At 69.1% G+C, this 23871-nt stretch carries 32 protein-coding genes and 1 pseudogene; 19 read left to right on the top strand and 14 right to left on the bottom strand.

The features are described from left to right. The first annotated feature begins 42 nt into the window (after positions 1-42). The gene (locus AB0C27_RS48130) at positions 43-381 is read left to right on the top strand and encodes a helix-turn-helix transcriptional regulator (RefSeq protein ID WP_357860207.1); all 339 of its coding nucleotides are present in this window, start codon (positions 43-45) and stop codon (positions 379-381) included. Next, on the top strand, positions 363-947 hold the full coding sequence (locus tag AB0C27_RS48135) for a hypothetical protein (RefSeq protein WP_357860210.1): 585 nt from the start codon (positions 363-365) through the stop codon (positions 945-947). Before AB0C27_RS48130 ends, AB0C27_RS48135 begins: the two co-directional genes overlap by 19 nt. A 153-nt stretch (positions 948-1100) precedes the next feature. On the opposite strand, the gene AB0C27_RS48140 is transcribed toward AB0C27_RS48135, so the two are convergent. The 6 genes from AB0C27_RS48140 to AB0C27_RS48165 form a co-directional block, all read right to left on the bottom strand. Next, positions 1101-1394 (bottom strand): metalloregulator ArsR/SmtB family transcription factor, encoded by a 294-nt coding sequence (locus tag AB0C27_RS48140; protein ID WP_357860213.1) that lies wholly within the window; start codon positions 1392-1394, stop codon positions 1101-1103. A 177-nt stretch (positions 1395-1571) separates the two neighbouring features. Further along, positions 1572-2303: a response regulator transcription factor gene (locus tag AB0C27_RS48145; RefSeq protein WP_357860216.1), complete on the bottom strand. Its 732-nt coding sequence runs from the start codon at positions 2301-2303 to the stop codon at positions 1572-1574. Positions 2304-2327: 24 nt separating this feature from the next. Further along, entirely contained in the window at positions 2328-3128 is an 801-nt protein-coding gene (gene pstB, locus AB0C27_RS48150; RefSeq protein WP_357860352.1) for a phosphate ABC transporter ATP-binding protein PstB, read from the bottom strand. A 45-nt stretch (positions 3129-3173) separates the two neighbouring features. Next, positions 3174-4052, bottom strand: a complete 879-nt coding sequence (gene pstA / locus AB0C27_RS48155; RefSeq protein WP_357860219.1) for a phosphate ABC transporter permease PstA — start codon at positions 4050-4052, stop codon at positions 3174-3176. Next, positions 4049-4996, bottom strand: a complete 948-nt coding sequence (gene pstC, locus AB0C27_RS48160; protein WP_357860222.1) for a phosphate ABC transporter permease subunit PstC — start codon at positions 4994-4996, stop codon at positions 4049-4051. The genes pstA and pstC overlap by 4 nt, the downstream gene beginning before the upstream one ends. After that, complete coding sequence (locus AB0C27_RS48165) at positions 4993-5994, bottom strand: PstS family phosphate ABC transporter substrate-binding protein (RefSeq protein WP_357860225.1); 1002 nt, start codon at positions 5992-5994, stop codon at positions 4993-4995. Before AB0C27_RS48165 ends, pstC begins: the two co-directional genes overlap by 4 nt. A gap of 271 nt (positions 5995-6265) precedes the next feature. Here AB0C27_RS48165 and AB0C27_RS48170 point away from each other — a divergent pair, with 271 nt between their 5' ends. Both AB0C27_RS48170 and AB0C27_RS48175 read left to right on the top strand, forming a co-directional pair. Further along, a complete protein-coding gene (locus tag AB0C27_RS48170) occupies positions 6266-6625 on the top strand; it encodes a metalloregulator ArsR/SmtB family transcription factor (RefSeq protein WP_357860228.1) in 360 nt (119 codons plus the stop codon). A gap of 43 nt (positions 6626-6668) precedes the next feature. Next, on the top strand, positions 6669-7175 hold the full coding sequence (locus tag AB0C27_RS48175) for a winged helix-turn-helix domain-containing protein (protein ID WP_357860231.1): 507 nt from the start codon (positions 6669-6671) through the stop codon (positions 7173-7175). Here the strand turns inward: AB0C27_RS48175 and AB0C27_RS48180 are convergent. Then, positions 7064-7408, bottom strand: a complete 345-nt coding sequence (locus tag AB0C27_RS48180; RefSeq protein WP_357860234.1) for a metalloregulator ArsR/SmtB family transcription factor — start codon at positions 7406-7408, stop codon at positions 7064-7066. The genes AB0C27_RS48175 and AB0C27_RS48180 overlap by 112 nt on opposite strands. A gap of 59 nt (positions 7409-7467) precedes the next feature. On the opposite strand from AB0C27_RS48180, the gene AB0C27_RS48185 reads away from it, so the two are divergent. The 8 genes and pseudogenes from AB0C27_RS48185 to AB0C27_RS48220 form a co-directional block, all read left to right on the top strand. Then, a complete protein-coding gene (locus tag AB0C27_RS48185) occupies positions 7468-8547 on the top strand; it encodes an NAD(P)/FAD-dependent oxidoreductase (RefSeq protein WP_357860237.1) in 1080 nt (359 codons plus the stop codon). A gap of 203 nt (positions 8548-8750) precedes the next feature. Further along, a complete protein-coding gene (locus tag AB0C27_RS48190) occupies positions 8751-9770 on the top strand; it encodes a transposase (RefSeq protein WP_357860240.1) in 1020 nt (339 codons plus the stop codon). 39 nt (positions 9771-9809) lie between these two features. After that, positions 9810-10271 (top strand): hypothetical protein, encoded by a 462-nt coding sequence (locus AB0C27_RS48195; protein WP_357860243.1) that lies wholly within the window; start codon positions 9810-9812, stop codon positions 10269-10271. Positions 10272-10691: 420 nt separating this feature from the next. Further along, positions 10692-10871: a hypothetical protein gene (locus AB0C27_RS48200; protein WP_357860246.1), complete on the top strand. Its 180-nt coding sequence runs from the start codon at positions 10692-10694 to the stop codon at positions 10869-10871. Positions 10872-10953: 82 nt separating this feature from the next. Beyond that, the gene (locus AB0C27_RS48205) at positions 10954-11100 is read left to right on the top strand and encodes a hypothetical protein (protein ID WP_357860249.1); all 147 of its coding nucleotides are present in this window, start codon (positions 10954-10956) and stop codon (positions 11098-11100) included. Positions 11101-11177: 77 nt separating this feature from the next. Continuing rightward, entirely contained in the window at positions 11178-11393 is a 216-nt protein-coding gene (locus AB0C27_RS48210; RefSeq protein WP_357860252.1) for a hypothetical protein, read from the top strand. 109 nt (positions 11394-11502) lie between these two features. Continuing rightward, positions 11503-12273 (top strand): aminoglycoside phosphotransferase family protein, encoded by a 771-nt coding sequence (locus tag AB0C27_RS48215; protein ID WP_357860255.1) that lies wholly within the window; start codon positions 11503-11505, stop codon positions 12271-12273. A gap of 176 nt (positions 12274-12449) precedes the next feature. Beyond that, positions 12450-12659: pseudogene (locus AB0C27_RS48220) on the top strand (recombinase family protein); the annotation flags it as partial. Between the two features lie 228 nt (positions 12660-12887). On the opposite strand, the gene AB0C27_RS48225 reads toward AB0C27_RS48220, so the two are convergent. The 3 genes from AB0C27_RS48225 to AB0C27_RS48235 are packed head-to-tail and all read right to left on the bottom strand — an operon-like array spanning position 12888 to position 14417. Beyond that, the gene (locus AB0C27_RS48225; protein ID WP_357860360.1) at positions 12888-13403 is read right to left on the bottom strand and encodes a hypothetical protein; all 516 of its coding nucleotides are present in this window, start codon (positions 13401-13403) and stop codon (positions 12888-12890) included. Positions 13404-13445: 42 nt separating this feature from the next. Continuing rightward, positions 13446-13763, bottom strand: coding sequence for a hypothetical protein (locus AB0C27_RS48230; protein WP_357860258.1), 318 nt, complete (start codon positions 13761-13763; stop codon positions 13446-13448). A 3-nt stretch (positions 13764-13766) separates the two neighbouring features. Then, complete coding sequence (locus AB0C27_RS48235; protein WP_357860260.1) at positions 13767-14417, bottom strand: helix-turn-helix domain-containing protein; 651 nt, start codon at positions 14415-14417, stop codon at positions 13767-13769. A gap of 87 nt (positions 14418-14504) precedes the next feature. On the opposite strand from AB0C27_RS48235, the gene AB0C27_RS48240 reads away from it, so the two are divergent. From AB0C27_RS48240 to AB0C27_RS48255, 4 genes are read left to right on the top strand one after another with little or no spacing between them, the layout of a single operon-like run. Further along, positions 14505-15686: a cytochrome P450 gene (locus AB0C27_RS48240; protein ID WP_357860263.1), complete on the top strand. Its 1182-nt coding sequence runs from the start codon at positions 14505-14507 to the stop codon at positions 15684-15686. Between the two features lie 5 nt (positions 15687-15691). After that, positions 15692-16330: a class I SAM-dependent methyltransferase gene (locus tag AB0C27_RS48245; protein ID WP_357860266.1), complete on the top strand. Its 639-nt coding sequence runs from the start codon at positions 15692-15694 to the stop codon at positions 16328-16330. Beyond that, entirely contained in the window at positions 16224-17270 is a 1047-nt protein-coding gene (locus AB0C27_RS48250; RefSeq protein ID WP_357860354.1) for an aminotransferase class V-fold PLP-dependent enzyme, read from the top strand. The genes AB0C27_RS48245 and AB0C27_RS48250 overlap by 107 nt, the downstream gene beginning before the upstream one ends. A gap of 44 nt (positions 17271-17314) precedes the next feature. Beyond that, a complete protein-coding gene (locus AB0C27_RS48255) occupies positions 17315-17845 on the top strand; it encodes a PLP-dependent transferase (protein WP_357860269.1) in 531 nt (176 codons plus the stop codon). A 196-nt stretch (positions 17846-18041) separates the two neighbouring features. Here the strand turns inward: AB0C27_RS48255 and AB0C27_RS48260 are convergent, their stop codons facing one another. From AB0C27_RS48260 to AB0C27_RS48275, 4 genes are all read right to left on the bottom strand, one after another. Next, on the bottom strand, positions 18042-19256 hold the full coding sequence (locus tag AB0C27_RS48260; RefSeq protein WP_357860272.1) for a DUF6596 domain-containing protein: 1215 nt from the start codon (positions 19254-19256) through the stop codon (positions 18042-18044). Beyond that, the gene (locus tag AB0C27_RS48265; protein WP_357860275.1) at positions 19253-19591 is read right to left on the bottom strand and encodes a YciI family protein; all 339 of its coding nucleotides are present in this window, start codon (positions 19589-19591) and stop codon (positions 19253-19255) included. Before AB0C27_RS48265 ends, AB0C27_RS48260 begins: the two co-directional genes overlap by 4 nt. 23 nt (positions 19592-19614) lie before the next feature. Beyond that, positions 19615-20013, bottom strand: a complete 399-nt coding sequence (locus AB0C27_RS48270; protein ID WP_357860278.1) for a VOC family protein — start codon at positions 20011-20013, stop codon at positions 19615-19617. 220 nt (positions 20014-20233) lie between these two features. Beyond that, complete coding sequence (locus AB0C27_RS48275) at positions 20234-20620, bottom strand: Tn3 family transposase (protein WP_357860281.1); 387 nt, start codon at positions 20618-20620, stop codon at positions 20234-20236. A 163-nt stretch (positions 20621-20783) separates the two neighbouring features. Between AB0C27_RS48275 and AB0C27_RS48280 the strand changes: the two genes are divergently transcribed. The 3 genes from AB0C27_RS48280 to AB0C27_RS48290 are packed head-to-tail and all read left to right on the top strand — an operon-like array spanning position 20784 to position 23862. Next, on the top strand, positions 20784-21407 hold the full coding sequence (locus tag AB0C27_RS48280) for a TetR family transcriptional regulator (protein WP_357860284.1): 624 nt from the start codon (positions 20784-20786) through the stop codon (positions 21405-21407). Further along, positions 21404-22666, top strand: a complete 1263-nt coding sequence (locus AB0C27_RS48285) for a glycosyltransferase (RefSeq protein ID WP_357860288.1) — start codon at positions 21404-21406, stop codon at positions 22664-22666. The genes AB0C27_RS48280 and AB0C27_RS48285 overlap by 4 nt, the downstream gene beginning before the upstream one ends. Then, positions 22663-23862 (top strand): cytochrome P450, encoded by a 1200-nt coding sequence (locus AB0C27_RS48290; RefSeq protein ID WP_357860291.1) that lies wholly within the window; start codon positions 22663-22665, stop codon positions 23860-23862. The genes AB0C27_RS48285 and AB0C27_RS48290 overlap by 4 nt, the downstream gene beginning before the upstream one ends. Positions 23863-23871 lie beyond the last annotated feature (9 nt).

Below are 23871 nucleotides of genomic sequence, written 5' to 3' on the forward strand. Positions count from 1 at the left end.
GATGGTTGTCTCGGCGGAAGCCCCGATATAGCGTTACTACCTATGCGGGCAGAAGCGCTCAAGGGACACCTGGACGGCCTGCTGCTCGCGACGCTGGAGAACGGGCCGCGGCACGGGTACGCCGTCAAGGAAGCCCTGTGCGAGGCCACCGACGGCCGGATCGACCTGCCCACGGGCACCGTCTATCCGGCGCTGCACCGCCTGGAGCGGGCCGGGTTGATCACGGGGATCTGGTCGGTGGTCGGAGGGCGGCGCCGCCGCACCTACCAGCTCACTCAAGCCGGGCATGCCGCCCTGAGCCGGGAGCGGACCGGATGGCAAGAATTCGCCACCGCAGTCACCGCGGGCCTGGGAACGCGGCCATGGCCGGCCACAAGCTGATCGACGCCCAGCTCGCCGCCCTCGCCCGGCACCTTCCGGCCGAGGCGGTGGAGGAACTGTCCGACGGGCTTCACGAAGCCTACGACGCGTACCTCACCGAACTCGGCGATCCTGATGCCGCAGCCCGCGCGGCGATCAGCGAATTCGGCGATGCGGAGACGGTCACCGCGGCCTTCGTGCGCGGCTCGCCCTGGCGGCGGCCGGCTATGGCGCTGCTGGCCACCGGTCCGTTCATGGCCCTGCTGTGGGGACCTGCTCTGGTCTCCGCACAGGTGTGGACCTGGCCGATCGCGCCGTCCTTGCGGATCACCTACGGTCTCGCACTCGTCGCGACCGCGCTCACCCTGCTCGCCGTCGTCAGGGAGAGGCGGGCCTACCGCCGCATCCGGACCATGACGCTGTCGGCCGCCGCCGCCCTGATTCTGCTGGACACGGGCATGCTCGCGACCATCGCCGCTCACCTGCCGCCGGTTCCGCCCTGGCCACTCGCGTTGGCGGTGCCCGCCAGCCTGCTCCGGATCGTCCTCTCCCTTCGTGCCTTGCCGCGGCTCATGCAGCGCCGGTGACGAACCGACCCTCATCCAACAGCGCATTCACCCCGGCCGCGGCGCTGTCGAGGGCGGCAGCCGCTGCGGGCAGACGCCCGGAAGGCTTTGGCTCGCCACAGAATGACCGGACGACCAGGCCCGTGTGCTGAAACACGAGCTGACCGCATCCGCTTACGGCGTACCTGGCGGCGGTACGTCGAACAACCGCATCACGTGCCGAAACAGTTGCGCACCGATCGGCGTGACCGAATGGAAGGAGCGTGCATCCTCCACCTCGCAGTCGACCAGGCCGGCGTCGCGGAGCGCCTTGAGATGGTGGCTGATCGTCGGCTCGGTCACGTCGAAGGCTTCGGTGAGCTCGTGCACTCGGGCGCTGCCGTGCTCGTGACTCAGCAGAATGCTCATGATCCGCAGCCGAACAGGATCGGCGAGCACGCGAAGTTGCCGGGCCATGTCGATGGCCATCTGCGTCGGGGGAGGCGCCCCAGAGGGTGAGCCGGAGCAGTCGTCGGCATCGGACAGCACAGGCCACGTCTCCCTGCAAATGGACGCTGATCTAGTTTTGTGTCCGGGTCGGCGGGCACAGCGCGCTTCGATCACGGCTGAGCGCGGTTGACCGATCTCCGGCCCAGGCCCCGGCCATCAGCCGTCCTCCGTCGCTTCCTTCGACGCCACAAGCCGATAGCCGACACCGCGTACCGTCAGGATGAGCGCCGGGTTCTTCTCGTCATCGCCGATCCGGCGGCGTAACCGTTTGATGTGGACAGCGATGGTGTTGTTGGGCGGGGATACCGTGCTGCGCCACACATGGTGGCTGATCTCGTGACGGGTGACCACGCGACCGGCGTTCCTCATGAGGTACGCGAGCAGTTCGAACTCGCGCAACGGGACGTGCACCAGTTCCCCGCACACGCGGACCACGTGAGCCACCTCGTCCAGTTCGACGCCACCGACCCTCAACGGGGTCGACGGGTTGGAGCCGGCGTTGATCAACGGAAGGAGTTCCGACGAGCGATAGGGCCTGGCCACGCACGCGGTGGCCCCTGCCTGCAGCGCTCGCATGGCGAGCTCCGCATCGTCCGGGCCGACGCCCACGATGATCGTCATGTTCATCGACCGGCGTAGCGTGGTGATCAGGGTCGCCGCTTCGATACCGGGCAGTCGGGCGGTCAGCAGCAGCACGTCCGGTCGCTCGGCGCCGATGCGCAGCAGCGCCTCGGCGCCGTTGTCGCAGCGCGTCACCGCCACCCCGTGCGCGGACAGCTCGCTCAGTTCGGCATCCGGGTCGGCGACCAGGACCGTGGGGCCGGTCCTGACCGGCTCGGCGCCGTCCCGCTGCCCGCGCAACGGGACGGCGGCTGTTGCACGGCTCATGTGGCTCATCGGCTCCGCTCTGGGTCAGCCGAAGCGTCCGGTGATGTAGCCCTCGGTTCGCTTGTCGGCGGGGTTGCTGAAGATGCGTGCGGTGTTGTCGAACTCGACGAGGCGCCCGTGCCGTACGCCCTTGTCGTCGACCTCGGCGGTGAAGAAGGCGGTGCGCTCGGAGACGCGGGCGGCCTGCTGCATGTTGTGGGTGACGATCACGATCGTGTAGTCCCTGGAGAGCACCTGCATGAGATCCTCGATCTTGGTGGTGGCGATCGGATCGAGTGCGGAGCAGGGCTCGTCCATGAGAATCACGTCCGGCTTGACCGCGATGGCGCGGGCGATGCACAGGCGCTGCTGCTGGCCGCCGGACAGGGCCAAGGCGTTCTGCTTGAGCTTGTCCTTGACCTCGTCCCACAGGGCTGCCCGGTGCAGGGCCTCCTCGACCACGTCGTCCAGGCCCCGGCGTTGACCGTTGATGCGGGGGCCGTAGGCGATGTTGTCGTAGATCGATTTGGGGAACGGGTTCGGCTTCTGGAAGACCATGCCGATGCGGCGGCGCACTTCGATGGGGTCGACGTTCTCGCCGTAAAGGTCTTCGGCGTAGTAGGCGATCTTGCCGGCGACCCGAGCGTCGAGAATGAGATCGTTCATCCGGTTGAGGCAGCGCAGCACCGTGCTCTTGCCGCAGCCGGACGGGCCGATCAGCGCGGTGATCTCCCTGGGAGCGATGCGCATGTTGACGCCGCGCACGGCCTCGTAGTCGCCGTAGAAGACCGACAGGTCTGTCAGCGTGAAGACCGGGTCGAGCGCGTCGGCCGGTTCGTCAGCCATGGTGTCGCGGGCCTTCACTGTGATGTCGGAGCTCATGGATATGTCTCACCACCGCTTTTGGGAGCGATTACGGACGAGGATGGCGATCGAGTTCATCGCGATGATGACGACGAGCAGGAGCACGATCGCGGCCGATGACAGGTCGTGGAACTCGGTGCGGGATTGGCTGATCCAGCCGTAGATCTGGATCGGCAGCACGGTGTAGCCGCTGAGCAGACCATCGGGCACGTACGCCACGTAGGTCAGGCCGCCGAGCAGCAACAGCGGCGCCGCCTCGCCCGCCGCTCTGGACAGGGCCAGGATGGAGCCGGTGGCCATGCCGGGGACGGCCGCGGGCAGCACCTGGCGCCAGATGGTCTGCCACTTGGTGGCGCCCAGGCCGTAGGAGGCGTTGCGGATCTCGCCGGGCACCGCGCGGATCGCCTCGCGGGAGGCGATGATCACGATAGGCAGTACGAGCAGGCACAGCGTGATGGACGCCGTCAGCACGGTGGTGCCGAAGCCGAAGCCGCGGGCGATGATGCCCAGGCCGAGGATGCCGTAGACGATGGACGGGATGGCCGCCAGATTGGCGATGTTCAGCTCGATCAGCCGGTTGTACCAGCGGCGGTGGTCGGCGTATTCCTCCAGGTAGATCGCGCCGAGGATGCCCACCGGCAGGCAGAACACCGCAGTCATGCCGATCACCCACAGGCTGCCGAACAGGGCGGACCGGGCACCGGCCCGCTCAGGCCGGCGAATGGAGGGGAAGTTCTCCCACAGCCGGGCGTCGAGGCGCGGCCAGCCTCGGTAGACGACGTAGACGAGCAGCGTCACCAGGAACGCCACCGCGATGAACAGGCACAGCCGCAGCAGCAGCTTGAAGGCCAGGTCCCCCCAGCGCACGCCGCGCCGGGTGAGCAGACGTTCCTGAGTGGTCGTCATTCGTACACCTCCCTGAACCGGCGGACCAGACGGGCGCTGATGAAGTTCATCGCGAACGTGATGAGGAACAGCAGGGCGCCGACCGCGAAGATGGTCTTGTAGTCGAGCGAGGCGGTAGGCAGGTCACCGGAGCCGGCCTGGGCAATGAAGCCGGTCATCGTCTGCATGGCGTCAAGGGGGTTGAACGACAGCGCGGGCTTGTTGCCCGAGGCGATGGCGACAATCATCGTCTCGCCGATGGCACGGGAGATGGCCAGCACGAACGAGGCGACCACCCCGGACAGTGCGGCCGGGAGCACCACACGCACTGCCACGAGCCTGGTGGACGATCCCAGCGCGTACGCGCCGTCTCGCAGGCCCCTCGGCACGGCCGACATGGCGTCCTCCGACAGCGACGCCACGGTGGGCACGATCATGACGCCCATGACCAGACCTGCTGAGATCGCGTTGAAGATGTCCGGCTGCAGCCCGGCGGGCAGGTATGCCTGGAGGGTGGGGGTGACGAAGCGGAGCGCGAAGAACCCATACACGACGGTCGGCACGCCCGCCAGCACTTCTAGCACCGGCTTGAAGATCTTGCGGGTGCGGGCGTGGGCGTACTCGCTGAGGTAGAGCGCCGCGCCCAGCCCGAGCGGGATCGCCACCAGGATGGCGATGATCGTGATCAGGAACGTGGCGCTGACCAGTGGCAGCACACCGTACGCAGGCGGCTCGAACAGCGGCGCCCACTCGGTGCCGGTGAAGAATTCGGTGACGCTGACCGCACCGAAGAACTCGATCGTGGGCGGCACCAGTGAGATCACGATGCCTGCGGTGGTGGCCACCGACACCAGCGCGGCGGCCACCAGCACGATCTGCACCGTGCGTTCCCCGTAGCGCGAGCGCGCCCTCCCCAGCGGCCCTTGCGGGCCGGGAGGGGAGGACGCGGTTTCGATTGTGCTCATCCGCCGGCCTGGGCCTTCAGCTTGTCCAAATCGGCCTTGAGCTCGGTCTCCTGCTGCGCGTTGAGCGGGATGAACTTGGCGTCCTCGGCGATCTGCTTGTGGTTGGCCACGTAGTACTCGACGAAGGCCAGCACTTCCGGCCTCTTCAGCGATTCGGCCTTGGGGTAGATGAACAGCGGACGCGAGAGCGGCTTGTAGGTGCCGTCCTGAGCCGCCTGCACGCTCGGGCCGACGCACCCGTCGCCACCGTCGACCTGCACGGCCTTGAGCTTGTCGGCGTTCTCCTCGAAGTAGGAGAAACCGAAGTAGCCGAGGCCGCCCTTGGAGCCGGCCACACCCTGGACGGTGACGTTGTCGTCCTCGCTGGGGCTGTAGTCGGTGCGGCTCTTGCCCTCCTCACCGTTGATCACGTCGGTGAAGTAGTCGAAGGTGCCCGAGTCTGTTCCGGCGCCGAACAGCTTGAGCGGCTCGTTCGGGAACTTGGGATCGATCTGGTTCCAGTTGTTCACCTTCGAGCCGGGCTCCCACATCTTCTTGAGCTGGTCGACGGTGAGACAGGTGGCCCAGGTGTTCTCCTTGTGCACCACGACGGTCAGCGCGTCGTTGGCAACGGAGAACTCCTCGTAGGCGATGCCCTTGGCCTGGCAGGCCGTCTTCTCCTCGTCCTTGATCGGGCGCGAGGCGTTGGAGATGTCGGTCTCGCCGTTGCAGAACTTCTCGAAGCCGCCACCGGTGCCCGAGGTTCCGACTGTGAGGCGCACCTTCGCCTGCTGCTCAGCGAACAACTCGGCCGCCGCCGTGGACAGGGGCGCGACCGTACTCGAGCCATCGACCTTCACATCACCGGACAGTTCCTTGGCCGCCGTCTCGGCCCCACCGGTTCCCTCGGCACCTGGGGCACCGCCTGGATTCTGGTTGTTGCCGCCGCAGGCCACCAGCGCGACAGCGCACACCGCCACCGCGAGCAAGGCACGCACCATCCGCACTCGATCTTCCACGATCGTTCCCTTTTCCTAGAGTCAGGCCCGGCCCCGACCAGGCTTCCGTCACCCACGCATAGAAGCCCGCCTATATGAACAACCGGCAAACAGGAACTGATCTGGCGATAAATTCATCGATCGACGCCTATGTGTTATCGCACCAGCTCACGCCTTGAGCACACCAACACGCAGATTGCGGCGCACGTCCGAGAAGGGGCTAATGATGCCCGTCAGAACTCGATCACCATCCAGTCACCCATCGTCCATCATCGATCCATAGACTTGATCGGTGCACCAGGACGAGATCGCCCCCAACCACCACCATGACCGCGAAGACGGTTACATCGGCACGGGCGGAGCAGTCGAGCCACTTTCACGGCCCCAGGCGGAGCAACTCGCCAACGCGCTGAAGGCGGTCGCGGACCCCACCCGGTTGCAGTTGCTCAGCATGATCAGCGCAAGCGAGTCAGGCGAAGCATGCGTCTGCGATCTCACCGCACCCCTCGGCCTGACCCAGCCTACTGTCAGCCACCATCTGAAGATCCTCGTCGACGCCGGGCTGCTCACCAGGGAGAAGCGCGGCAAGTGGGCCTGGTACACCATCGTGGCACAACGACTGCAGGCGCTAGGCGGCCTCATCCCCCGGTGAGAGCCGCTGGACAAGTGATATAGACGCCCATCAAAATAGACACGTGTCTATAAGCCAAGCGGCGCCGATCTTCCTCGCGTCTGACGACACCTGTGGCGGTTCGCACCCAGGACCGCCCCTGCCTCCTGGGGCAGCACTCAAGCTCGCCCATCAGCTCGATGCGGCGGCCGACCCCGCGAGACTACGCATCCTGAGCTTCGTCCTCTCACAAGATCGAGGACGGTCATCCGCCTGCGACATCAACGACGACGTCCATACGGTCTTTCGCCTGCCCGCGTCAGCCGTCGGCCGGCATCTACAGGTGCTACGGGAGGCCGGCCTGCTCGACGTTCACGAACAGAACGCCCACCTCTTCTTTCAGGCCACTTCGGAGGGTCGCGAACTGCTTGCCCGCCTACGCCGAAGCCTCGGCGTCGTTCCCGCGATACGAGAACGCCATCAGCCACACACCGAAGTTCCGGAACCACAGTCGCCGGGCGGGCAGCAGGCCTGCAGTGTCACCTGCAAGTCGGACAGCGCCTTGCCGATGCGCGTGGAGTCGGCCCGATAGTAGACGGTCTTCCACTCGCGTCGCGAGGTCAGCACGCCGCCGTCGCGCAGCGTGGCCAGATGTGTGGAGGTGGCCGACTGGGCGAGTGACATGCGCTCGGCCACCTCGTTGACAGTCAGCTCGACACCGCCGACGAACAGCTCCATGATCTGCTGGCGCGTGCCGCTGGCCATCGCCTTGAGGAAGCCGCGCGCCTCGTCACTCAGCTCGAACCCGTTCGCCGTCATGGTCATAGCATCACCCCATTCTCATTATATTGTAATTTCTGGATATGAGGATATGATTCCGCGGCATGGACACCATCGTCATCGGCGGCGGCCAGTCCGGCCTCGCCGCCGCGCACTGCCTGAGCACCGCCGGGCTCCGGCCCGTCATCCTTGAAGCGGGCGAGCAGCCCACCGGCTCCTGGGCCGGCTACTACGACAGCCTCACCCTGTTCTCCCCCGCTCGCCACAGCACCCTCGGTGGCCGGCAGTTCCACGGAAACTCCGACCACTACCCGAGCCGGGACGAGGTCGTCGACTACCTGCGGCGCTACGCCGACAGCCTGGACGTCGAAATCCGCACCCGCACCCGGGTGAGCGCCGTCGAAGGAGACGGCGCGGGCGGATTCCTCGTCCACACCGCCGACGGCGACATCCTGCGCACCATGGGCGTGGTGGCGGCCACCGGCTCCTTCGGCAACCCGTACCAGCCCGAGTTGCCCGGCCAGGAGACCTTCGCCGGCCGTCTGCTGCACGTGGCCGACTACCGCAACCCCAAGCATTACACCGGCCAGCGCGTGGTCGTCGTCGGCGGCGGCAACTCCGCGGTGCAGGTCGGCTACGAGCTCGCCGAGGTGGCCACCGTCACGCTGGCCACCCGCCACCCGGTCGCGTTCATGCCGCAGTTCATCGGCGGCAAGGATGTACACCACTGGCACACCACCACCGGCTTCGACGACCTGCCCCCGCACTGGCTGGCGCAGATCACCGCCCGCGCCGGTGGCGGCACCCTGGCCATGGACACCGGCGACTACGCCGCCGCCCTGGCCGACGGCCGCATGGACCGCCGCCAAGTCTTCACCGCCTTCGACCGCGACCACATCGTGTGGGCCGACGGCGAGCGCGAGCACGTCGACACGGTCATCTTCGCCACCGGCTACCGGCCCGATCTGAGCTACCTGCACCCGCTCGGCGCACTCAGCGGGGACGGTCTGCCGCTGCACGACGGCGGCATCTCCACCACCCACCTCGGACTTGGTTACGTCGGGGTGGAGTTCCAGCGCTCGTTCGCCTCCAACACCCTGCGCGGCGTATATCGCGACGCCCAGCATGTCACCGCCCCGATCGCCGGCTACGCCGGCGGAGCCCTGGCCACCTACGGCCTCTGACATGGGCTCCGCACCAGCCACCCTGGCACTGCTCCTGCTCCTGCTGGCCAGCATGCTCACCGTCGGGACATCCCTGACGACTCAGGGCTTCCGCCCCCGGCTCCTAGCTTGATCTTTAACCTCTCCCGCCGGCCGGTCGTTGAGCTGGGTGGAGGTTGGGCCGTTCGCGGGACGTCGAGACGGCCTTGGCGTGATCATGAGCGTTGCTGAAGACGCTGACGATCACTACCAAGGCCGTGAGGATGAGTGTGCTGAACGAGGCTGTCCATGTCGAGCCCCTGGCCGAGTTGTCCGGCTTCCGGACCGATTTCTACGACTGTCTGAAGGCGCGGGGCGATGCGCTGTTCGAGCTGGCCGATGCGGTGTTGTGCAGTGATGGTCCGGTGCGTTCGCTGGTGGAGTTGTCCCTGGTCGGCGAGCACCGTCGAGGTCATGGGTCGCTGTATGCGGCGTTGGAGCGGGGCCGGCTCGATGTGGGGCGGCTGCGTCGGGTGTTGAGCACGGTGCCGCTGCCCAGGGCGGCCGACGGGCGGTTGGTGCTGGCGGTGGATGTGACGTGCTGGCTGCGGCCGGACGCGCACACCTCGCCGGAGCGGATCTTGTGTCATACCTATGGGTGGGCCAAGGACCAGCACATCATGATCCCGGGCTGGCCGTACTCGTTCGTGGTGGCGTTGGAGACGGGCCGCAGCTCGTGGACGGCGCCGCTGGATGCGCTCCGGCTGGCGCCGGGCGATGATCTGGCCGCGGTGACCGCCGCCCAGCTGCGCGAGGTGGTCGAGCGGCTGATGGCGGCCGGACAGTGGCAGTGCGGTGACCCCGACATCCTGATCGTGGCCGATGCGGGCTATGACGGGCCGCGCCTGGCATGGTCGTTGCGTGATCTGCCCGTCCAGATCCTGGCCAGGATGCGTTCGGATCGGGTGCTGCGCCGGGCGGCCCCGCCGCGAGTGCCGGGGACCAACGGCCGGCCACCGCGCCACGGGAGCGAGTTCATCTTCGGCGACCGGGGCAGTTGGGGCGAGCCCGACGTGGCCACCGAAGCTGAGACCCGCCTGTACGGGTGTGCCACCGCCTGGGCTTGGGATCGGCTGCACCCGCGGTTGACCCGCCGTGCGGCCTGGGCCGATGCGGCTGAGCTGCCGATGATCGAGGGCACCGTGATCCGGCTGGCGGTGGATCATCTGCCCAGCGGGGCGATCCCGAAGCCGGTGTGGCTGTGATGGTCCCAGGTCGATGCCACCACCATCGAGGTGGACCGGATGTGGCAGGCGTTCCTGCGCCGCTTCGACATCGAGCACACCTTCCGCCTGCTCAAGCAGACCCTTGGATGGAACTGCCTCAAGATCCGCGATCCGCAGGCGGCTGATCGCTGGACCTGGCTGATCCTGGCCGTCTACACCCAGCTCAGGCTGGCCCGCCCCCTGGCCGCCGACCTACGCCGCCCCTGGGAGGAACCTGCATCCCCTCAGCGTCTGTCGCCCGCTCGTGTGCGTCGAGGGTTTCGGCACCTGCGTGCCAAGACGGTCAGTCCGGCCCAGGCACCGAAACCCTCCCGGCCAGGACCCGGACGGCCACCCGGGCGCCGCAACAACCAGCCCGCCCCTCGCCACGACGTCTACACCGCCACCGGCCTGACCACCGCGAAGACTTCCGCTCGGAAACCGACAACGAAGAAACCCGCCAATCCACGTCCTCGACGCACAGGTCAAAGATCAAGCTAGCCCTCTGGCAGGCATGGAACCGGCTGGCCGCCGAAGGCGTCGTTCCCCGCGCCATGGCCCTGCAGCCAGGCCGGACGTCGAACTTCCCGACGCCAAGCAATATCCGTCCTATGGCGAGAACGGCTATTACCGCAGTTTGGATGGCCGGTCCATCTCGCCCGAACGGCGTGAAGCGATCGAGCGGAAGGCGGCCACGTCCGGGACCCGGCCGTCGGCCATCACCTATGTCATCGGCCACCCGAAGCGGTCAAGACCACCCTGCTGGCCGACGAGAGCACCCGGGCGGCGGCGCGGGAGTCGCTGGAGGAGTTCGAGGCCCGCCAGGCCGCCGCTGACGCGGCCGCCCGCGCCGCAGCCGCCGCCGTCATCAGGCACCGGCAGAGCGAGTACGACGAGAGCCTGCGCCGTGAGCGGGAGTCGTTGGCCGCCGAAGCCCGCGCGGCACGTGACGGGTCCGAGGCCGAGGCGTCTATTGACGTCTTCAACGCCATGGCCGAGATCCGCATGGCCGCCTCGCGGGCGCTGGCGCTGCTGCACAAGCAGCAGATGGCGACGAGTTCAGCTTCCGCGATGCCACGTCGGCCGCCCGCGCGGCGATGACCTCGGTCAAGGACATGCACCGCGCCACCACCTTCGAGGCCGCCAAACCCCCACTCGATCGGCCCGCAAGGAGTTCGCCACCATGGCCCAGGCCGCCAACGATTGCATCACCAAGGTCGCCGGCCTCGACACGGTCGGCGAGCAGGCGGTCCGGTGCGAGAACACCAGTTTGCTCACCCAAATGATCGCCGACCTCGAAGCCCGCCTCACGGAACCGGCAGCGGGCTGACCAGGACCGTCATCACGTCAAAACAGCCCGTCCCCGGACACGCCGCACCCTCAACGACCGGCCAAGGAGCCCCCGTCATGACTCCGCTCGAACGCAGCCTTGCCAGAGCCCTCACCGAGATCGTCATCAGGCTGGACCTCAGCGACGACGACGCCATCACGCCCGCCGCCACGATGCAGGTGATCGAGCCGGTGGCCGTCCTCCTGCAGGACCTGTCCGAGCAGGACCGGCAAGCCCTCACCGACCTGATCAACCAGTTCGCGCACCAGGAAACCGCCCTGACCGGCAACTGACGGCCTGGGAAGCGCCGGAAACCCTAGCCTTCTAGGCAATTGATAGGCGGCAGCAATCTTGTTTTATTGGGAGGCGGAGGGATAGGCACCGCAAGTAACCTCTGAACACGTGGCAGACGAGGAGATCTTGCAGGATTCTGCGCATCGCAGGGTGATACGCCTCGGTGACACGGTTCGCAGGCCCACATACCCCTGGACACCGGCCGTCCATACGTTGCTCCAGCATCTGGAGCAGGTGGGGTTCCCTTACTCACCGCGGGTGCTGGGAATCGATCAAGAGGGTCGTGAGATCCTCACCTACCTGGACGGCGAATCCGGCCCGCAAGGCTGGGCCAAGGTGGTCGAGGATTCCGGTCTGATGTCCTTTGCCCGCCTGCTACGCGACTATCACGACGCGGTCGCCGGCTTTCGCCCACCCCAGGGACTCAGCTGGTCCAGCGGTGTGGCAGAACCACGCGATGACGAGGTGATCTGCCACGGGGACTTCGGGCCCTGGAACATCGTCTGGCGTGGTGAACGCCCCATCGGGATCCTGGACTGGGACTACGCCCGACCCAAGCCCCGGCTGCACGACATCGCCTACGCGCTGGAATACGTCGCGCCATTCCGCGACAACGCCGAATGCCTACGTTGGCTGCGCTACCCCACGCCCCCCGACCGGCGGCACCGCCTGGAGCTGTTTGCCACCGCCTACGGCCTGACGTCCACCACGGGCCTAATCGATGCCGTCATCGACATCCAACGAGACGGCATCGAGCGGACCCGCCAGTTCGCCGATGCCGGGCACCAGCCCCAAGCCCACTGGGTCGCCAACGGCTACCTCGACGAAGCGGGCAAAAAGCTGGCCTGGAGCCGGGATAACCGCCACCTGTTCGAATAACACAGACCGACGAGCGCAGTCGCGACCGAGCCTACTTGCCTAACATGCCTTAACGGCCTTCAAGCGGCTGACCAGCTATTTCACTTGACTACCCAAGACAACCATCGCGTCGGTGGCCACAGCCAGGGCGAGCTCGCGGCCCAGGGTGTCGGTGGCGGAGTAGAGCAAGGTGAAACGTGCGGGGCCGGGGCGCCGCCGAACTGCTCGCCGTCGCCGAGGAACTCCGTCGCCACGACATCGAGCTGGATCTGCTGAGTGGCCCGCTGCAGGGCATCTACAACCCGTCGGGGCATGGCGCGGCATTGTTCGCCTTCTTCGCCGGGATGGCCGAGTCCGAGCGGGAGTACATCCGGGAGAAGTCCCACGAAGGCCAGGCCTCGGCACGCGAGCGCGGCCGCCACGGCGGCCGCCTCAAGGTGTTCGACGACGACATGATCGGCTACGCGCGCCCGCTGCGCGAGCGGGGTGTTGCGGTGCCCGACATCGCCCGCAAGCTCGTCATCCCCACCGGGAAGAACAAGGGCCAGCACCCTTCGGTGGCCAGCGTCTACCGGGTGCTGGCCGACGACATCGAGGTTCCAGTCAGGAGCCGAACATCTCGCCGCGGGGATCGATCAGTCGGCTTGGTCGCCGATAGGCACCACGGGCATCGTCGCCTCGGCCGAGGATCCGGGCACCAGGTGGATCGTGTCGCCCGGTTGCGCCGAGGCCAGCTCGTGAGGGTCGGCCGGACGGGCGCTGTGGTAAACGACGCGACGCTGTACGTCATCGAGGAGGATTTGTCGGCCTGCCAGATTCACCTGGATCTGGTTGGTGGCAAGGACGCCGAACTCCGGGTCGGCGGGTGTCTGGCTGGAGGCGCCGCGGGTCAGGGTGATCTGCGTCCAGGTGGTGCGGATCTCCTCGCCGCGCAGCAGCCGTGCGAGCTGGATGAGTTCGCCGACCTGCTCGGAGGTGACCACCTCCAGGTCGGGGACGGTGACACGCTGGAGGGTGTGGGCTTGTACGGCGAGGAGCGCCTGCAGGAAGGTGACCATCCAGCGGGCCAGGCGCTGCCCGCCGTCGCCGAAGAAGTACTCCACCAGGGCGGGATTGTCGGCGGCCAGGCCGTCCAGGGTACGGCCGCCCATCCAGCGGGTGGGGATGCCGTGGCCGGCGGTCAGCTTGGCCAGTCAGTCGAGCCGCGGGTTGCTGGGCTCCCATGGCGTCACCAGAGTCCAGGACCGCACCGGTAGTACCGGCAGCGTCTGGGCAACGAAGGTGTTCCAGGAATCTTCCACCCTGCGTGCCTGGCCGGTCGTCAGCGGGCGGCTGTAGCGCTTGACCTGGTAGATGTCGAAGCCGTCGGGGTGCTCCACGCGTACGTCGACGCCCCGATCCCCCTTGGAGGGGGTGGGCTGGTTGCCGTGCGGGTGCTTGAGCAGCAGCAGAGCGGCGACGAACTCCTCGATCTTCTCTCCGGGCTCACGCTCCCAGTTCACCGTCGTCATGCGTCATAGCGAAGCAGAAGCCCGTGACATTTCGCCCGTCCCTGTGGTGGGAGGTGGGGTGGGGTGGGCGGCGGCCATGACGCCGTGCACGGCTGCTGCGATGCGTTCGGCGGCGCGCTCGGGGTCGGGCTGGCCGGCGTCCAGCCAGGCGATGACGGCCTCCAGGGTGAAGCTGGGAATCAGGTTGGCGGCCCAGTCCAGCCAGGGCCCCTCGGGGATGACGCGGGCCAGGTTGCGGCGGCCGACCTCGCGGGAGGCGGCGGTGATGGAGTCGATCAGGTCGCGGAAGTCGGGCTCGCGGGCGGCGTAGCGGAACAGCAGCTTGAACCCGTCGGGGTCGGCGGAGGCGGCGCACAGCAGGGCGGGGATGGCGTCGTCGTCGAAGTCGTCGGCGCCGGTCGCCTCGGCCAGCCGTACGCATGCGCGGTCGAGCACCGCCCGGTACAGGTCGGCTTTGGAGTCGAAGTGCCGATACAGCATGGCCCGGGTCAGCGCGGCTTCGGCGGCAATGTCGTCCAGGCCGGTGGCGGCATATCCGGCGCGGGCGAAGGCGCGGGTGGCCGCGTCCAGGATCTGCTCGCGCCGCTCGGGACGACGCAGCCGCCGTACCGGCGGTGCCGCGACGGCCTCGCCTTCTGCGTCGGGGTTGCTCATCAGCCCTCCACTTGTAGAAGTCAAAGTATACATGTAGCTTTTTAAACATCAAAGTCTACAAATCATCGTCTACTTTATGGAGGCGCTGTGTCCACGCCTGTTCAGTTGCCGTACGCCCAGCCCGACCCGATGCGGCCCGCGCCGCTGCTGCGTGAGCTGCAGGCCCGCAGTCCGATCCATGCCATTCGCACCGCAGTCGGCGATCCCGGCTGGCAGGTCACCGGATATGAGGAGGTGCGCGCGCTGCTGGACGACGACCGGCTCGGCCGCGCGCACCGCGAGCCGGACAAGGCGTCCCGGACCGGGGAGTCGGCGATGTTCGGTGGCCCGCTGGGTGACTTCGACACCGAGCAGGCCGACCACCGGCGGATGCGCTCGCTGCTGCAGCCGCACTTCTCGCCCAAGCGGATGCGCGCGCTGCGCGCCCGCGTCGAGGCGCTCACCGCGGGCCTGCTGGACGAGCTGGCCGAGGCCGGGCCGCCCGCCGACCTGCACGCCGCGCTGGCGCTGCCGCTGCCGATCGCGGTGATCTGCGAGCTGCTCGGGGTGCCGTTCGAGGACCGCGCCCAGTTCCGGGCCTGGACCCAGGCCGCCGGCGATATCACCGACCGGGCCCGCTCGGAGCAGGGCTTGGCCGAGCTGTTCGTCTATGGCCAGCAGCTGGTGGCGCGTAAGCGGGCCGAGGGTGACACGGACGCCGACGTGATCTCACGGCTGGCCGCCACCGAGGGGGTGAGCGATGACGAGGCGGCCGCGATGGGCATGTTCCTGCTGTTCGCCGGGCACGAGACGACGGTCGCCGCGATTGACGAGGGCGCGCTGTGGCTGCTGGCCTACCCCGAGCAGTGGCAGGCCCTGATCGAGGATCCATCCCGGATCGACGCGGCGGTGGAGGAGATCCTGCGCGCGCCCGGCCTGGGCGGCGGCGGCATCCCCCGCTACGCACGAGAGGACCTGGGGATCGCCGGCGTACACGTCCGCGAAGGCGACCTGGTGCTGCTGGACAACGGCGCGGCCAACCACGACGTGTCCGTGTTCGCCGACCCGGACCGTTTCGACATCACCCGCCCTGCGGTGCCGCATCTGAGTTTCGGGCACGGCGCCCGGTACTGCATCGGTGCGCCGCTGGCCCGGATCGAGCTGCAGGTGGTCTTCTCCCAGCTCGCCACCCGCTTCCCCACGCTCAAACTGGAGTGCACGACCGACGAGCTGGCCTTCAACGCGCACGTGCTGACCGGCGGCCTGACCGCGCTGCCCGTCAGCTGGTGACCGCCATGACCGGGACGAGCGCGACGGCGAACATGAAGACGAACCGGCGGCGGCCGGTCTTCGGCCGGATGTACCCGGCGATGGCACGCGCCCTGGATGAGGGCGGTATGGCCGAGCGGCGCCGCGAGCTGCTGGCGGGCCTGGCCGGTGAGGTGGTCGAGGTCGGGGCTGGGCACGGCGTCAACTTCGCGCACTACCCGGCCGAGGTGGCCCGGGTGGTGGCGGTGGAGCCGGAGCCGCGGCTGCGTGAGCAGGCCCAGGCGGCCGCGGCCGGTGCCGTGGCTGCCGTCGAGGTGGTGCCCGGGCTGGCTGACCGGCTCCCGACTGCCGATCGCAGCGTGGACGCGGTGGTGTTCTGCCTGGTCTTGTGCTCGCTGCCGGACGTCGCGGCGGCGCTGGCCGAGGCGCGGCGGGTGCTCAGGCCGGGCGGGCAGGTGCGTTTCCTGGAGCACGGGCGGGCCGACACGCGCGGCCTGGCCCGGATACAAAGGGTGCTGGATGCCACCATCTGGCCGCGCCTGGCCGGCGCTGAGCGACCTGTTCGGCAACCCCTTCAGCAGCCACCCCTACGGCCAGCAGCCTCGCGCGGCACTCCAGCACGCTCGCGAACAAGTCGCCGCCCTGATCGGCGCCCGCGCCCATGAGATCGTGTTCACCGCCTCCGGCTCGGAGGCGGACCTGCTCGCCCTGCGCGGCACCGTCGTCGCCGCCGGTCGGCCCCGCCCGCGCGTGATCACCCAGGCCACCGAACACCCGGCCATCCTGGAAACCTGCCACGTCCTGCAGCGCCTTTACGGCGCCCAGGTGACGGTGCTGCCGGTCGGTGGTGATGGGCTGGTGGACCCGGCCGCGCTGGCCGCCGCCATGGGCGAGGACACGGTGCTGGTGTCGGTGATGGGCGGCCAACAACGAGACCGGCGCCCTGCAGCCGATCGCCGACCTCGCCCCCTCGCCCGCGAGCACGGGGCGCTGCTGCACTGCGACGCCGCCCAGGCCGTCGGCAAGATCGGCGTCGACGTCGAGGCGCTGGGCGTCGACCTGCTCACCGTGGTCGGGCACAAGATGTACGCGCCCAAGGGCATCGCCGCCCTGTACGTCCGCGACGGTGTCGCTCTGGAGCCGGTCGTCTACGGCGGCGGCCAGGAACGCGGCCTGCGCGCCGGCACCGAGAACGCCACCCTGGCCGCCGCGCTCGGCACCGCCGCAGACCTGGCCGCCCGCGAGCTGGCCGACGGCGAGCCCGCTCGCCTGGCCGCCCTGCGCGACGACCTGCACCACAGGCTGGCCGAGCACCTGCCCGGCCGGGTGCATCTCAACGGCCCCTCGCAGCGGCGGCTGCCCAACACGCTGAACGTCAGCATCGACGGCGTCCTTGGCCACGAACTCCTCACAGCGGTACCGGAGATCGCGGCCTCCACCGGGTCGGCCTGCCACAGCGGAACCCACACCCCCTCACCGGTGCTCACCGCCATGGGACTGGACACCGATCGCGCCCTGGCAGCGGTGCGGCTGTCGCCGGGCCGCTGGAGCACCCCCGCCGACATCGAGACGGCGGCGACCGCGCTGATCAAGGCCGCCGCGTGACCGGACATACCAGCCCCACCGTGAATTCGACCAGCAGGAGAGGCATGACCGACTCCACCGCACCGGACCCGACCGCACCGGGCGACATCGCCCGCGGCACCAACGGGCAAGGCCTGGCCACGCGCAGCGTGCACGCCGGCGAACGCCGCGATGCGCAAGGCGCCATCCACACCCCGCTGTACGCGCACTCCACCTTCGCCTTCGACTCCACCGCCGACCTCCTCGACGTCGTCGAGGGCCGCAAGCCGGGCAACCTCTACACCCGCTACAGCCTCAACCCCACCATCCGCGCGCTGGAGGACAAGCTCGCCGACCTGGAAGGCGGCCGGCAGGCGCCGGCCTTCTCCTCCGGCATGGCCGCCGAAGCCGCCACCTTCCTGGCCCACGCCCGCACCGGCGAGCACATCGTGTGCCTCGGCGACGTCTACGGCGGCACCTTCGAACTGCTCGGCGCCAACCTGCCCCAGCTCGGCATCACCACCACCTTCCTGCGCGCCGACGAAGCAACCCGGCTCGGGCAGGTGCTGACCGAGCGCACCCGCATCGTGTTACCGGCCATGGCGAGCAGAGGGTAGCCCGCGGCGGCGACGACGAGCCCGGAGGCCAGGCCGCCGGGCATCGACGCCCTGGCCATCGTGCCCGCCATCGCCGTCACCACTCGCCGCCGATAAACCCGCCACGGCTCCCGCGCCATGACCGGCGCACACGCCTGCCAGACTGCCCGCGAGACGGGCCCGGAGGACGCGACCACCGTAGTGATCAGATGCGACGTCAGTCCCAGGCCAGGCGTTGCTCCAGCAGCGCCTGCTGCGCCGGGTTGGCGGTCAGCTCCAGCGCCCGCTCATCGGCCCGCCGCGCCTCGTCGCGGCGGTCCAGGCCGCGCAGCAACTCGGCGCGGGTGGCGTGGAAGAGCGGGTAACGCTCCAGCACGTCGCCGACCTCCTTCAGCTCGTCCAGGGCCGCCTGCGCTCCTTGGAGGTGCCGCACGGCGATGGCCCGGTGCAACCGGGTGACGGGTGAGGGCACCAGGTGCAGCAGCATGTCGTACAGCACCAGGATTTGTGCCCAGTCGGTCGCGGCGAAGGTCCGCGCCTCGGCATGGCAGGCCACGATCGCCGCCTGCAGCTGGTACGGCCCCGGCCGGCGGTGGGCGCGGGCGGCTCGCGTCAGCAGCGCCGTGCCCTGCTCGATGGTCTGCCGGTCCCACAGGCCGCGATCCTGGTCAGCCAGCAGCACCAGCCGTCCGGCGGCGTCGAAGCGGGCCGCGCCCCGAGCCCGGTGCAGCCGGATCAGCGCCAGCAGCCCGGCCACCTCCGGCTCCTTCGGCAACAGGTTCGCCAGCAGCGCGGCCAGCCATTCGGCGTCCTCCACCAGGTCACGCGCCTGGGCTCGCTCGGCCGTACTGGAGAGGTAGCCCTCGTTGAACAGCAGGTAGATGACCGCCAATACCTCGTTGACGCGCTGCGGCAGCTCCTCCTGCGGCGGGATGCGGTACGGGATCCCGGCTTCGCCGATCTTCCGCTTGGCGCGGGTGATGCGCTGTGCCACCGTGGACTCGGGCACGAGGAAGGCGGCGGCGATTTGCGCCACCGACAGCCCGCACACCACCCGGAGCGTGAGCGCGATCTGCGCGGCCCGCGACAGCGCCGGGTGGCAGCAGGTGAAGACCAGCCGCAGCCGATCGTCACGCGGAGCAGGGGCCGGCCAGGTGAGCTGGGCGAGCTTGGCCCGGTAGTTCGACTCCCGGCGCAGCACGTCCAGCCCGCGCCGCCGGGCCACGGTGAATAACCACGCGTCCGGCCGCTCCGGCACGCCTTCCACAGGCCAGCGCCGCAACGCGGTCTCCACCGCGTCCTGCACCAGGTCCTCGGCGGCGGCGAAGTCGCCCAGCAGCGACACCAGGGACGCCGCCAGCCGGCCCGCGTGCTCGCGCACCACGCGGGCCAGCACCTCCTGGCTCACCTCGTTGGGCACCGGCTCGTTCACGAGGCGGGGCGGATCTCCACGATCGGGCAGGCCGGCCACGAGCGAGCGATCTTCAAAGCCTCGTCCAGATCGGCCACCTCCACCTCGGCAAACCCGCTCACCACCTCCTTGCCCTCGACGAACGGCCCGTCGGTAACCACCGGCTCGCCCGGCCCCAGGCGCACCGTGGTCGCGGCGTGCACCGGCGCCAGATGCGTGTGATGGGTGATCTTGTCGGCATGGTCGGCGAACCACTGCCCGACCGCCGCGTAGGCGGCCTGCTGCTCCAGCTCGCCCATGGCCTCCAGCTGCTGGGCGAACTCCTCGGTCTCGACGAACATGAGCACGTACTTCACGTCGGCCTCCAGTGGTGTCGTGGTCAGCGTGCCGGAAGGGCGGCGTACAGGTCGATACCGTTCCCGTCGGGGTCGGCCACCGTCGCGTACCGCATACCCCAGAACGCATCGAACGGCTCGGCGATCCTCCGGTATCCGGCCTCGACGAGCTCGGCGTACTTGGCGTCCACCTCGGCCGGGGCCTCGAACTCGAAGCACAGCAGCGTACGCGGCCCGCCAACCGGTGCGCTCCAGCCGGGCAGGAACGGCGTGCGGAAGCCCTCGGTGTCGAGCATCACGTGCAGCCCGTTCGGCAGGTCGCAGCCGGCGTGCTCGGGCGAGTGCTCATCGAGCTTGAACTCCAGCCCCAGCCGGGCGTAAAAGGCGATCGAGGCGTCCAGGTCGGACACCACGATGTCGATCGTGTTCAGCGTGGGATTCATCATGTGCTCCTTCGGACTCGGTTGCTGAGGTCCCAGGCCGTCTGCGAGCCGGACACGATGACATGCCCGCTGGCGGCCTGGCCCTCACTTCACAGACGATCGGCGAAGGCATCGATACGACAGGAGCGCCGATTCATTTTCGCGCTGGGCGCAGCCTGGTCCTCGCGCGGCGCCGCGCCGTGGCCCTCGCCGACCAGAGAATGCGCACAAGCGTCCCCGATCACTGCGGCGAATCGGCGACGGCCTCCAGCTCCAGGTGGCGGTTCATGTCGAGCTCGAAGCGCCCATACAGGTTCAGGTGGGTCCGGAACAGGGCCGACAGCCCTCGCCTGTCAGCTGGACTCAGCCGTTTCCGCCAGGTCGCGTCCCGCAGCACGATCTGGATCATCACCGTGTTCAGGTACGTGATCGCCGCGGCGACCAGGTGCAGCGCCGGCACGGAGACCTCGGCGTGCTCACGATCGTCGCCGGTCAAGTCGCCGGCCTTGCCGTAGAACAGGTCCTTGCCGGCGGAATTGAAGTTCTCCACCACGTTCAGGCCCTCGCCGATCTCCCTTCTGAGTTCCTCGTCCGCGAGGTAATCGCAAATGAAGATCGTCCTGACCACACGGCGAGTTCCTCGATCGATTCCGAGGCGTAGAACGCCTCCAGCCGCGAGCCGCGGTGAGCGAGCTTGCGGTGGGAGCGGTCGATCTCCAGCCACTCCTCAGCGATCTTGACGATCGCCTCGCGTTCCCACGGCAGCTGAACATACGTTTAGTATGCTGTTCATGCGTTCAGAGAGGGACCTGACCGGGCGAGCCCGGATCCGGGACGCGGCGCTGGAGTTGTTCGGCGCCGAGGGGATCAACCGGGTGAGCGTGCGGGCCATCGCCGCCCGCGCCGGGGTGTCGGCCGCGCTGGTGCTGCATCACTTCGGGTCCAAGGAGGGGCTGCGCAAGGCATGCGACGCGTACGTGGTCGAGCTGGTACGCGGCGGCCCCGAAGCGGACCTCGACGACGCCAGCGGGCTGGCGGCGATGCTGGAGGCGGGCTCGGCGGCGCGGCTCTACCTGGGGCGCGCGTTCCTGGACGGCACTCCGGAGGCGGCGGCACTGTTCGACGAGATCGTCGAGACGACGGAGCGGTGGCTGGAGGAGGGCGTACGGGCTGGACGGGTGCATCCGAGCGATGACCCGCGCGCGCGTGCCGCCGTCTACGTGACGTGGCTGCTGGCACCGCTGACGTTCGGTGAGCACCTGTCGCGGGTGCTGCGCTCGGGCGACCTGCCGGAAACGGATCAGACGCTGCGCTCTTCCCGCGCCGGAATCGAGATCTTCACCCGCGGCCTGTTCGCCGACGACCGCGTCCTGGGCGCGTGGGACGCGGTCCGCAAGGAACGAGGTTCGCGGTGAAGGTGCTGATCCTGGCCCATGGCACACGCGGCGACGTCCAGCCGTACACCGCTCTCGCCCTGGCTCTGCGCCAGGCCGGGCACCAGCCGGTGCTGGCCGCGCCGGCGGCGATGGCCTCGCTGGCCGAGCCGTACGGGCTCACGTTCGCGCCGCTGCACGACGGGCCGAACACGCTCATGGACGACCCCGGGATCCGCGAGGCCATCGAGACGAACTACCGGGGATTACGCGGCAAGGGGGTCGCCCTTGAGGTCATGCGGCGCACCAAGCCGCTCATGGCCCGCGTGTTCGACGACATGGCGACCGCCGCACAGGGCGGGGCGGACCTCGTGGTTCATGCCCCCGGCATACCAGGCCAGCATCTCGCCGAATGGCTCGGTGTGCCGGCCGTGCCGGCGGCGTTGCAGCCGGTGTGGGTGCCGACCAGCGCCTTTCCCAACCCGATGCTCCCGTTGCCGCTGCCCAGGGCGCTGAACCGGGCTTCGTACCTGCCGATCAAGCTGATGCTTCGCTCGTTCGGCGGCATCGCCGACCGGTTACGCGCAGGACGGCTGGGCCTTCCCCGCCGTCGCGGACGGCACGACATCCTGCGCCGCCCGGACGGCGGGCCGGCCACGGTGCTGCAGGCGTTCAGCGCTCACCTGCTGCCCGCCGGGCCGGACTATCCGGCGTGGGTGCACACCACCGGCTTCTGGTACCTGCCCGCCGCCCCCGGCTGGTCGCCGCCGCCGGAACTGGCCACGTTCCTGGACGCCGGGGATCCTCCTGTGTACGTGGGCTTCGGCAGCATGGCGGGCACCGATCCGGCACGGGTCGGACGCGTCGTCGCCAAAGCCGTACGGCTGGCCGGGGTCCGGGCGGTTCTGGCGTCCGGATGGGGCGGGATGCGGACCGGAGACCTGCCCGAGAACGTGTTCACGCTGGAACAGGCTCCGCACGACTGGTTGTTCCCGCGCATGGCGGCCGTCGTCCACCACGGTGGCAGCGGCACCACCGGCGCCGCGCTGGCCGCCGGCAAGCCGCAGGTCGTCTGCCCGTTCGTGGCCGACCAGCCGTTCTGGGCCGCCCGCTCGCACGCCATCGGCGTCGCCCCCGAGCCGCGGCCGCAGCGCCACCTCTCCGCCGACGGGCTGGCCGGAGCCATCCACCGGGCGATCACCGATCCGGCCCTCGACCGTGCCGCCGCCGCGACCGGTGAGCGCGTCCGTGCCGAGAACGGCGTCCACCGAGCTGTCGAGATTCTGGAGTCACAAGCATGAACACCACCGAACCGGAGATTCTCGGACTGCTGACCGCGGCCGACCGGGACGCGTTTCTGTCCGGACTGGCCGAGAACGGGCCGGTCAGCCGAGGCCGCTATGTCGACGGCACACCGATCTGGCTGGTCACGGGCTACGACGAGAGCGTGGCCGCGCTGACCGATCCGCGGTTCAGCAGCGACGTCACCAAGCAGTCCAAGCTGGACGTGGCCGCCGCGGCCGGACTGCCGGTCGACGTGGCCCCGTACCTGATGCACACCCTGGGCGCCTATGACCCGCCGGATCACACGCGGCTGCGGCGACTGGTGTCGCGCGAGTTCACCGCCCACCGGGTGGAGCGGCTGCGCCCGCGCATCCAGGAGATCACCGACGAGCTACTGGACGGGCTGCCCGGCGAGTTCGACCTGATCGAGCGGTTCGCGTACCCGCTGCCGATCCAGGTCATCTGCGAGCTGCTCGGCGTGCCCACGCATGACCGCGACGTCTGGCGCGCGTGGGCCGGCGACCTGACCGCCCCCGACCTGGACCGGATCGCGTCAGGAGCACGGGGCCTGGTCGCGTACATGACCGAGCTGGTCGGCGCCAAGCGGGCGGGTGGCGCCGACGACCTGCTGTCGGCGCTGGTCCGCGTCCAGGAGGACGACGGCGACCGGCTGTCCGACGAGGAGCTGATCGCACTGTCGATCAGCATGCTGATCGCCGGCCACGAGACCACGGTCGGCCTGATCAGCCAGAGCGTCCGGCTCCTGCTCACCCACCCGGACCTGCTCGCGCGCCTGCGCGCAGACCCGGACGCCGTCGCGGCGGCCGTGGAGGAGTTCCTGCGTGTCACCGGACCGGCCGAGATCGCGGTCATGCGCTACACGCTCCAGCCGGTCGAGCTCGGCGGCGTGACCATCCCGGCGGGCGAGCCGGTCCAGGTGGTGTACGCCTCCGCCAACCGTGACCCGCGCCGTTTCGACCGGCCCGCCCTGCTCGACCCGCGCCGTGCCGACAACCCGCACCTGGGGTTCGGCCACGGCATCCACTACTGCCTCGGCGCCGCCCTAGCCCGGGCGGAAGCGCAGATAGCGCTGCGCACCCTGCTGAGCCGCTTCCCCGGCCTCACTCTGGCCGTGCCGCCGTCCGAGATCGGCTGGCGGCCGGGCATGGCCCGGGCTCTTGACGCGCTTCCGGTCCGGACATCTCCGATGTAGCCAATATCT

Origin of the sequence: Nonomuraea sp. NPDC048882 (genome assembly GCF_040649755.1) — a bacterium.
Lineage (GTDB): Bacteria > Actinomycetota > Actinomycetes > Streptosporangiales > Streptosporangiaceae > Nonomuraea > Nonomuraea maheshkhaliensis.

Coding starts and splice junctions, on each gene's coding strand:
- AB0C27_RS48290 (WP_357860291.1), top strand. CDS start 22,663: ATGAACACCACCGAACCGGAGATTCTCGGACTGCTGACCGCGGCCGAC.
- AB0C27_RS48230 (WP_357860258.1), bottom strand. CDS start 13,763: ATGACGACGGTGAACTGGGAGCGTGAGCCCGGAGAGAAGATCGAGGAG.
- AB0C27_RS48205 (WP_357860249.1), top strand. CDS start 10,954: ATGGCCCAGGCCGCCAACGATTGCATCACCAAGGTCGCCGGCCTCGAC.
- AB0C27_RS48135 (WP_357860210.1), top strand. CDS start 363: ATGGCCGGCCACAAGCTGATCGACGCCCAGCTCGCCGCCCTCGCCCGG.
- AB0C27_RS48210 (WP_357860252.1), top strand. CDS start 11,178: ATGACTCCGCTCGAACGCAGCCTTGCCAGAGCCCTCACCGAGATCGTC.
- AB0C27_RS48225 (WP_357860360.1), bottom strand. CDS start 13,403: ATGGGCGGCCGTACCCTGGACGGCCTGGCCGCCGACAATCCCGCCCTG.
- AB0C27_RS48180 (WP_357860234.1), bottom strand. CDS start 7,408: ATGACCATGACGGCGAACGGGTTCGAGCTGAGTGACGAGGCGCGCGGC.
- AB0C27_RS48140 (WP_357860213.1), bottom strand. CDS start 1,394: ATGGCCATCGACATGGCCCGGCAACTTCGCGTGCTCGCCGATCCTGTT.
- pstB (WP_357860352.1), bottom strand. CDS start 3,128: ATGGCTGACGAACCGGCCGACGCGCTCGACCCGGTCTTCACGCTGACA.
- AB0C27_RS48145 (WP_357860216.1), bottom strand. CDS start 2,303: ATGAGCCGTGCAACAGCCGCCGTCCCGTTGCGCGGGCAGCGGGACGGC.
- AB0C27_RS48245 (WP_357860266.1), top strand. CDS start 15,692: ATGACCGGGACGAGCGCGACGGCGAACATGAAGACGAACCGGCGGCGG.
- AB0C27_RS48185 (WP_357860237.1), top strand. CDS start 7,468: ATGGACACCATCGTCATCGGCGGCGGCCAGTCCGGCCTCGCCGCCGCG.
- AB0C27_RS48255 (WP_357860269.1), top strand. CDS start 17,315: ATGACCGACTCCACCGCACCGGACCCGACCGCACCGGGCGACATCGCC.
- pstA (WP_357860219.1), bottom strand. CDS start 4,052: ATGACGACCACTCAGGAACGTCTGCTCACCCGGCGCGGCGTGCGCTGG.
- pstC (WP_357860222.1), bottom strand. CDS start 4,996: ATGAGCACAATCGAAACCGCGTCCTCCCCTCCCGGCCCGCAAGGGCCG.
- AB0C27_RS48235 (WP_357860260.1), bottom strand. CDS start 14,417: ATGAGCAACCCCGACGCAGAAGGCGAGGCCGTCGCGGCACCGCCGGTA.
- AB0C27_RS48270 (WP_357860278.1), bottom strand. CDS start 20,013: ATGAATCCCACGCTGAACACGATCGACATCGTGGTGTCCGACCTGGAC.
- AB0C27_RS48195 (WP_357860243.1), top strand. CDS start 9,810: ATGTGGCAGGCGTTCCTGCGCCGCTTCGACATCGAGCACACCTTCCGC.
- AB0C27_RS48130 (WP_357860207.1), top strand. CDS start 43: ATGCGGGCAGAAGCGCTCAAGGGACACCTGGACGGCCTGCTGCTCGCG.
- AB0C27_RS48280 (WP_357860284.1), top strand. CDS start 20,784: ATGCGTTCAGAGAGGGACCTGACCGGGCGAGCCCGGATCCGGGACGCG.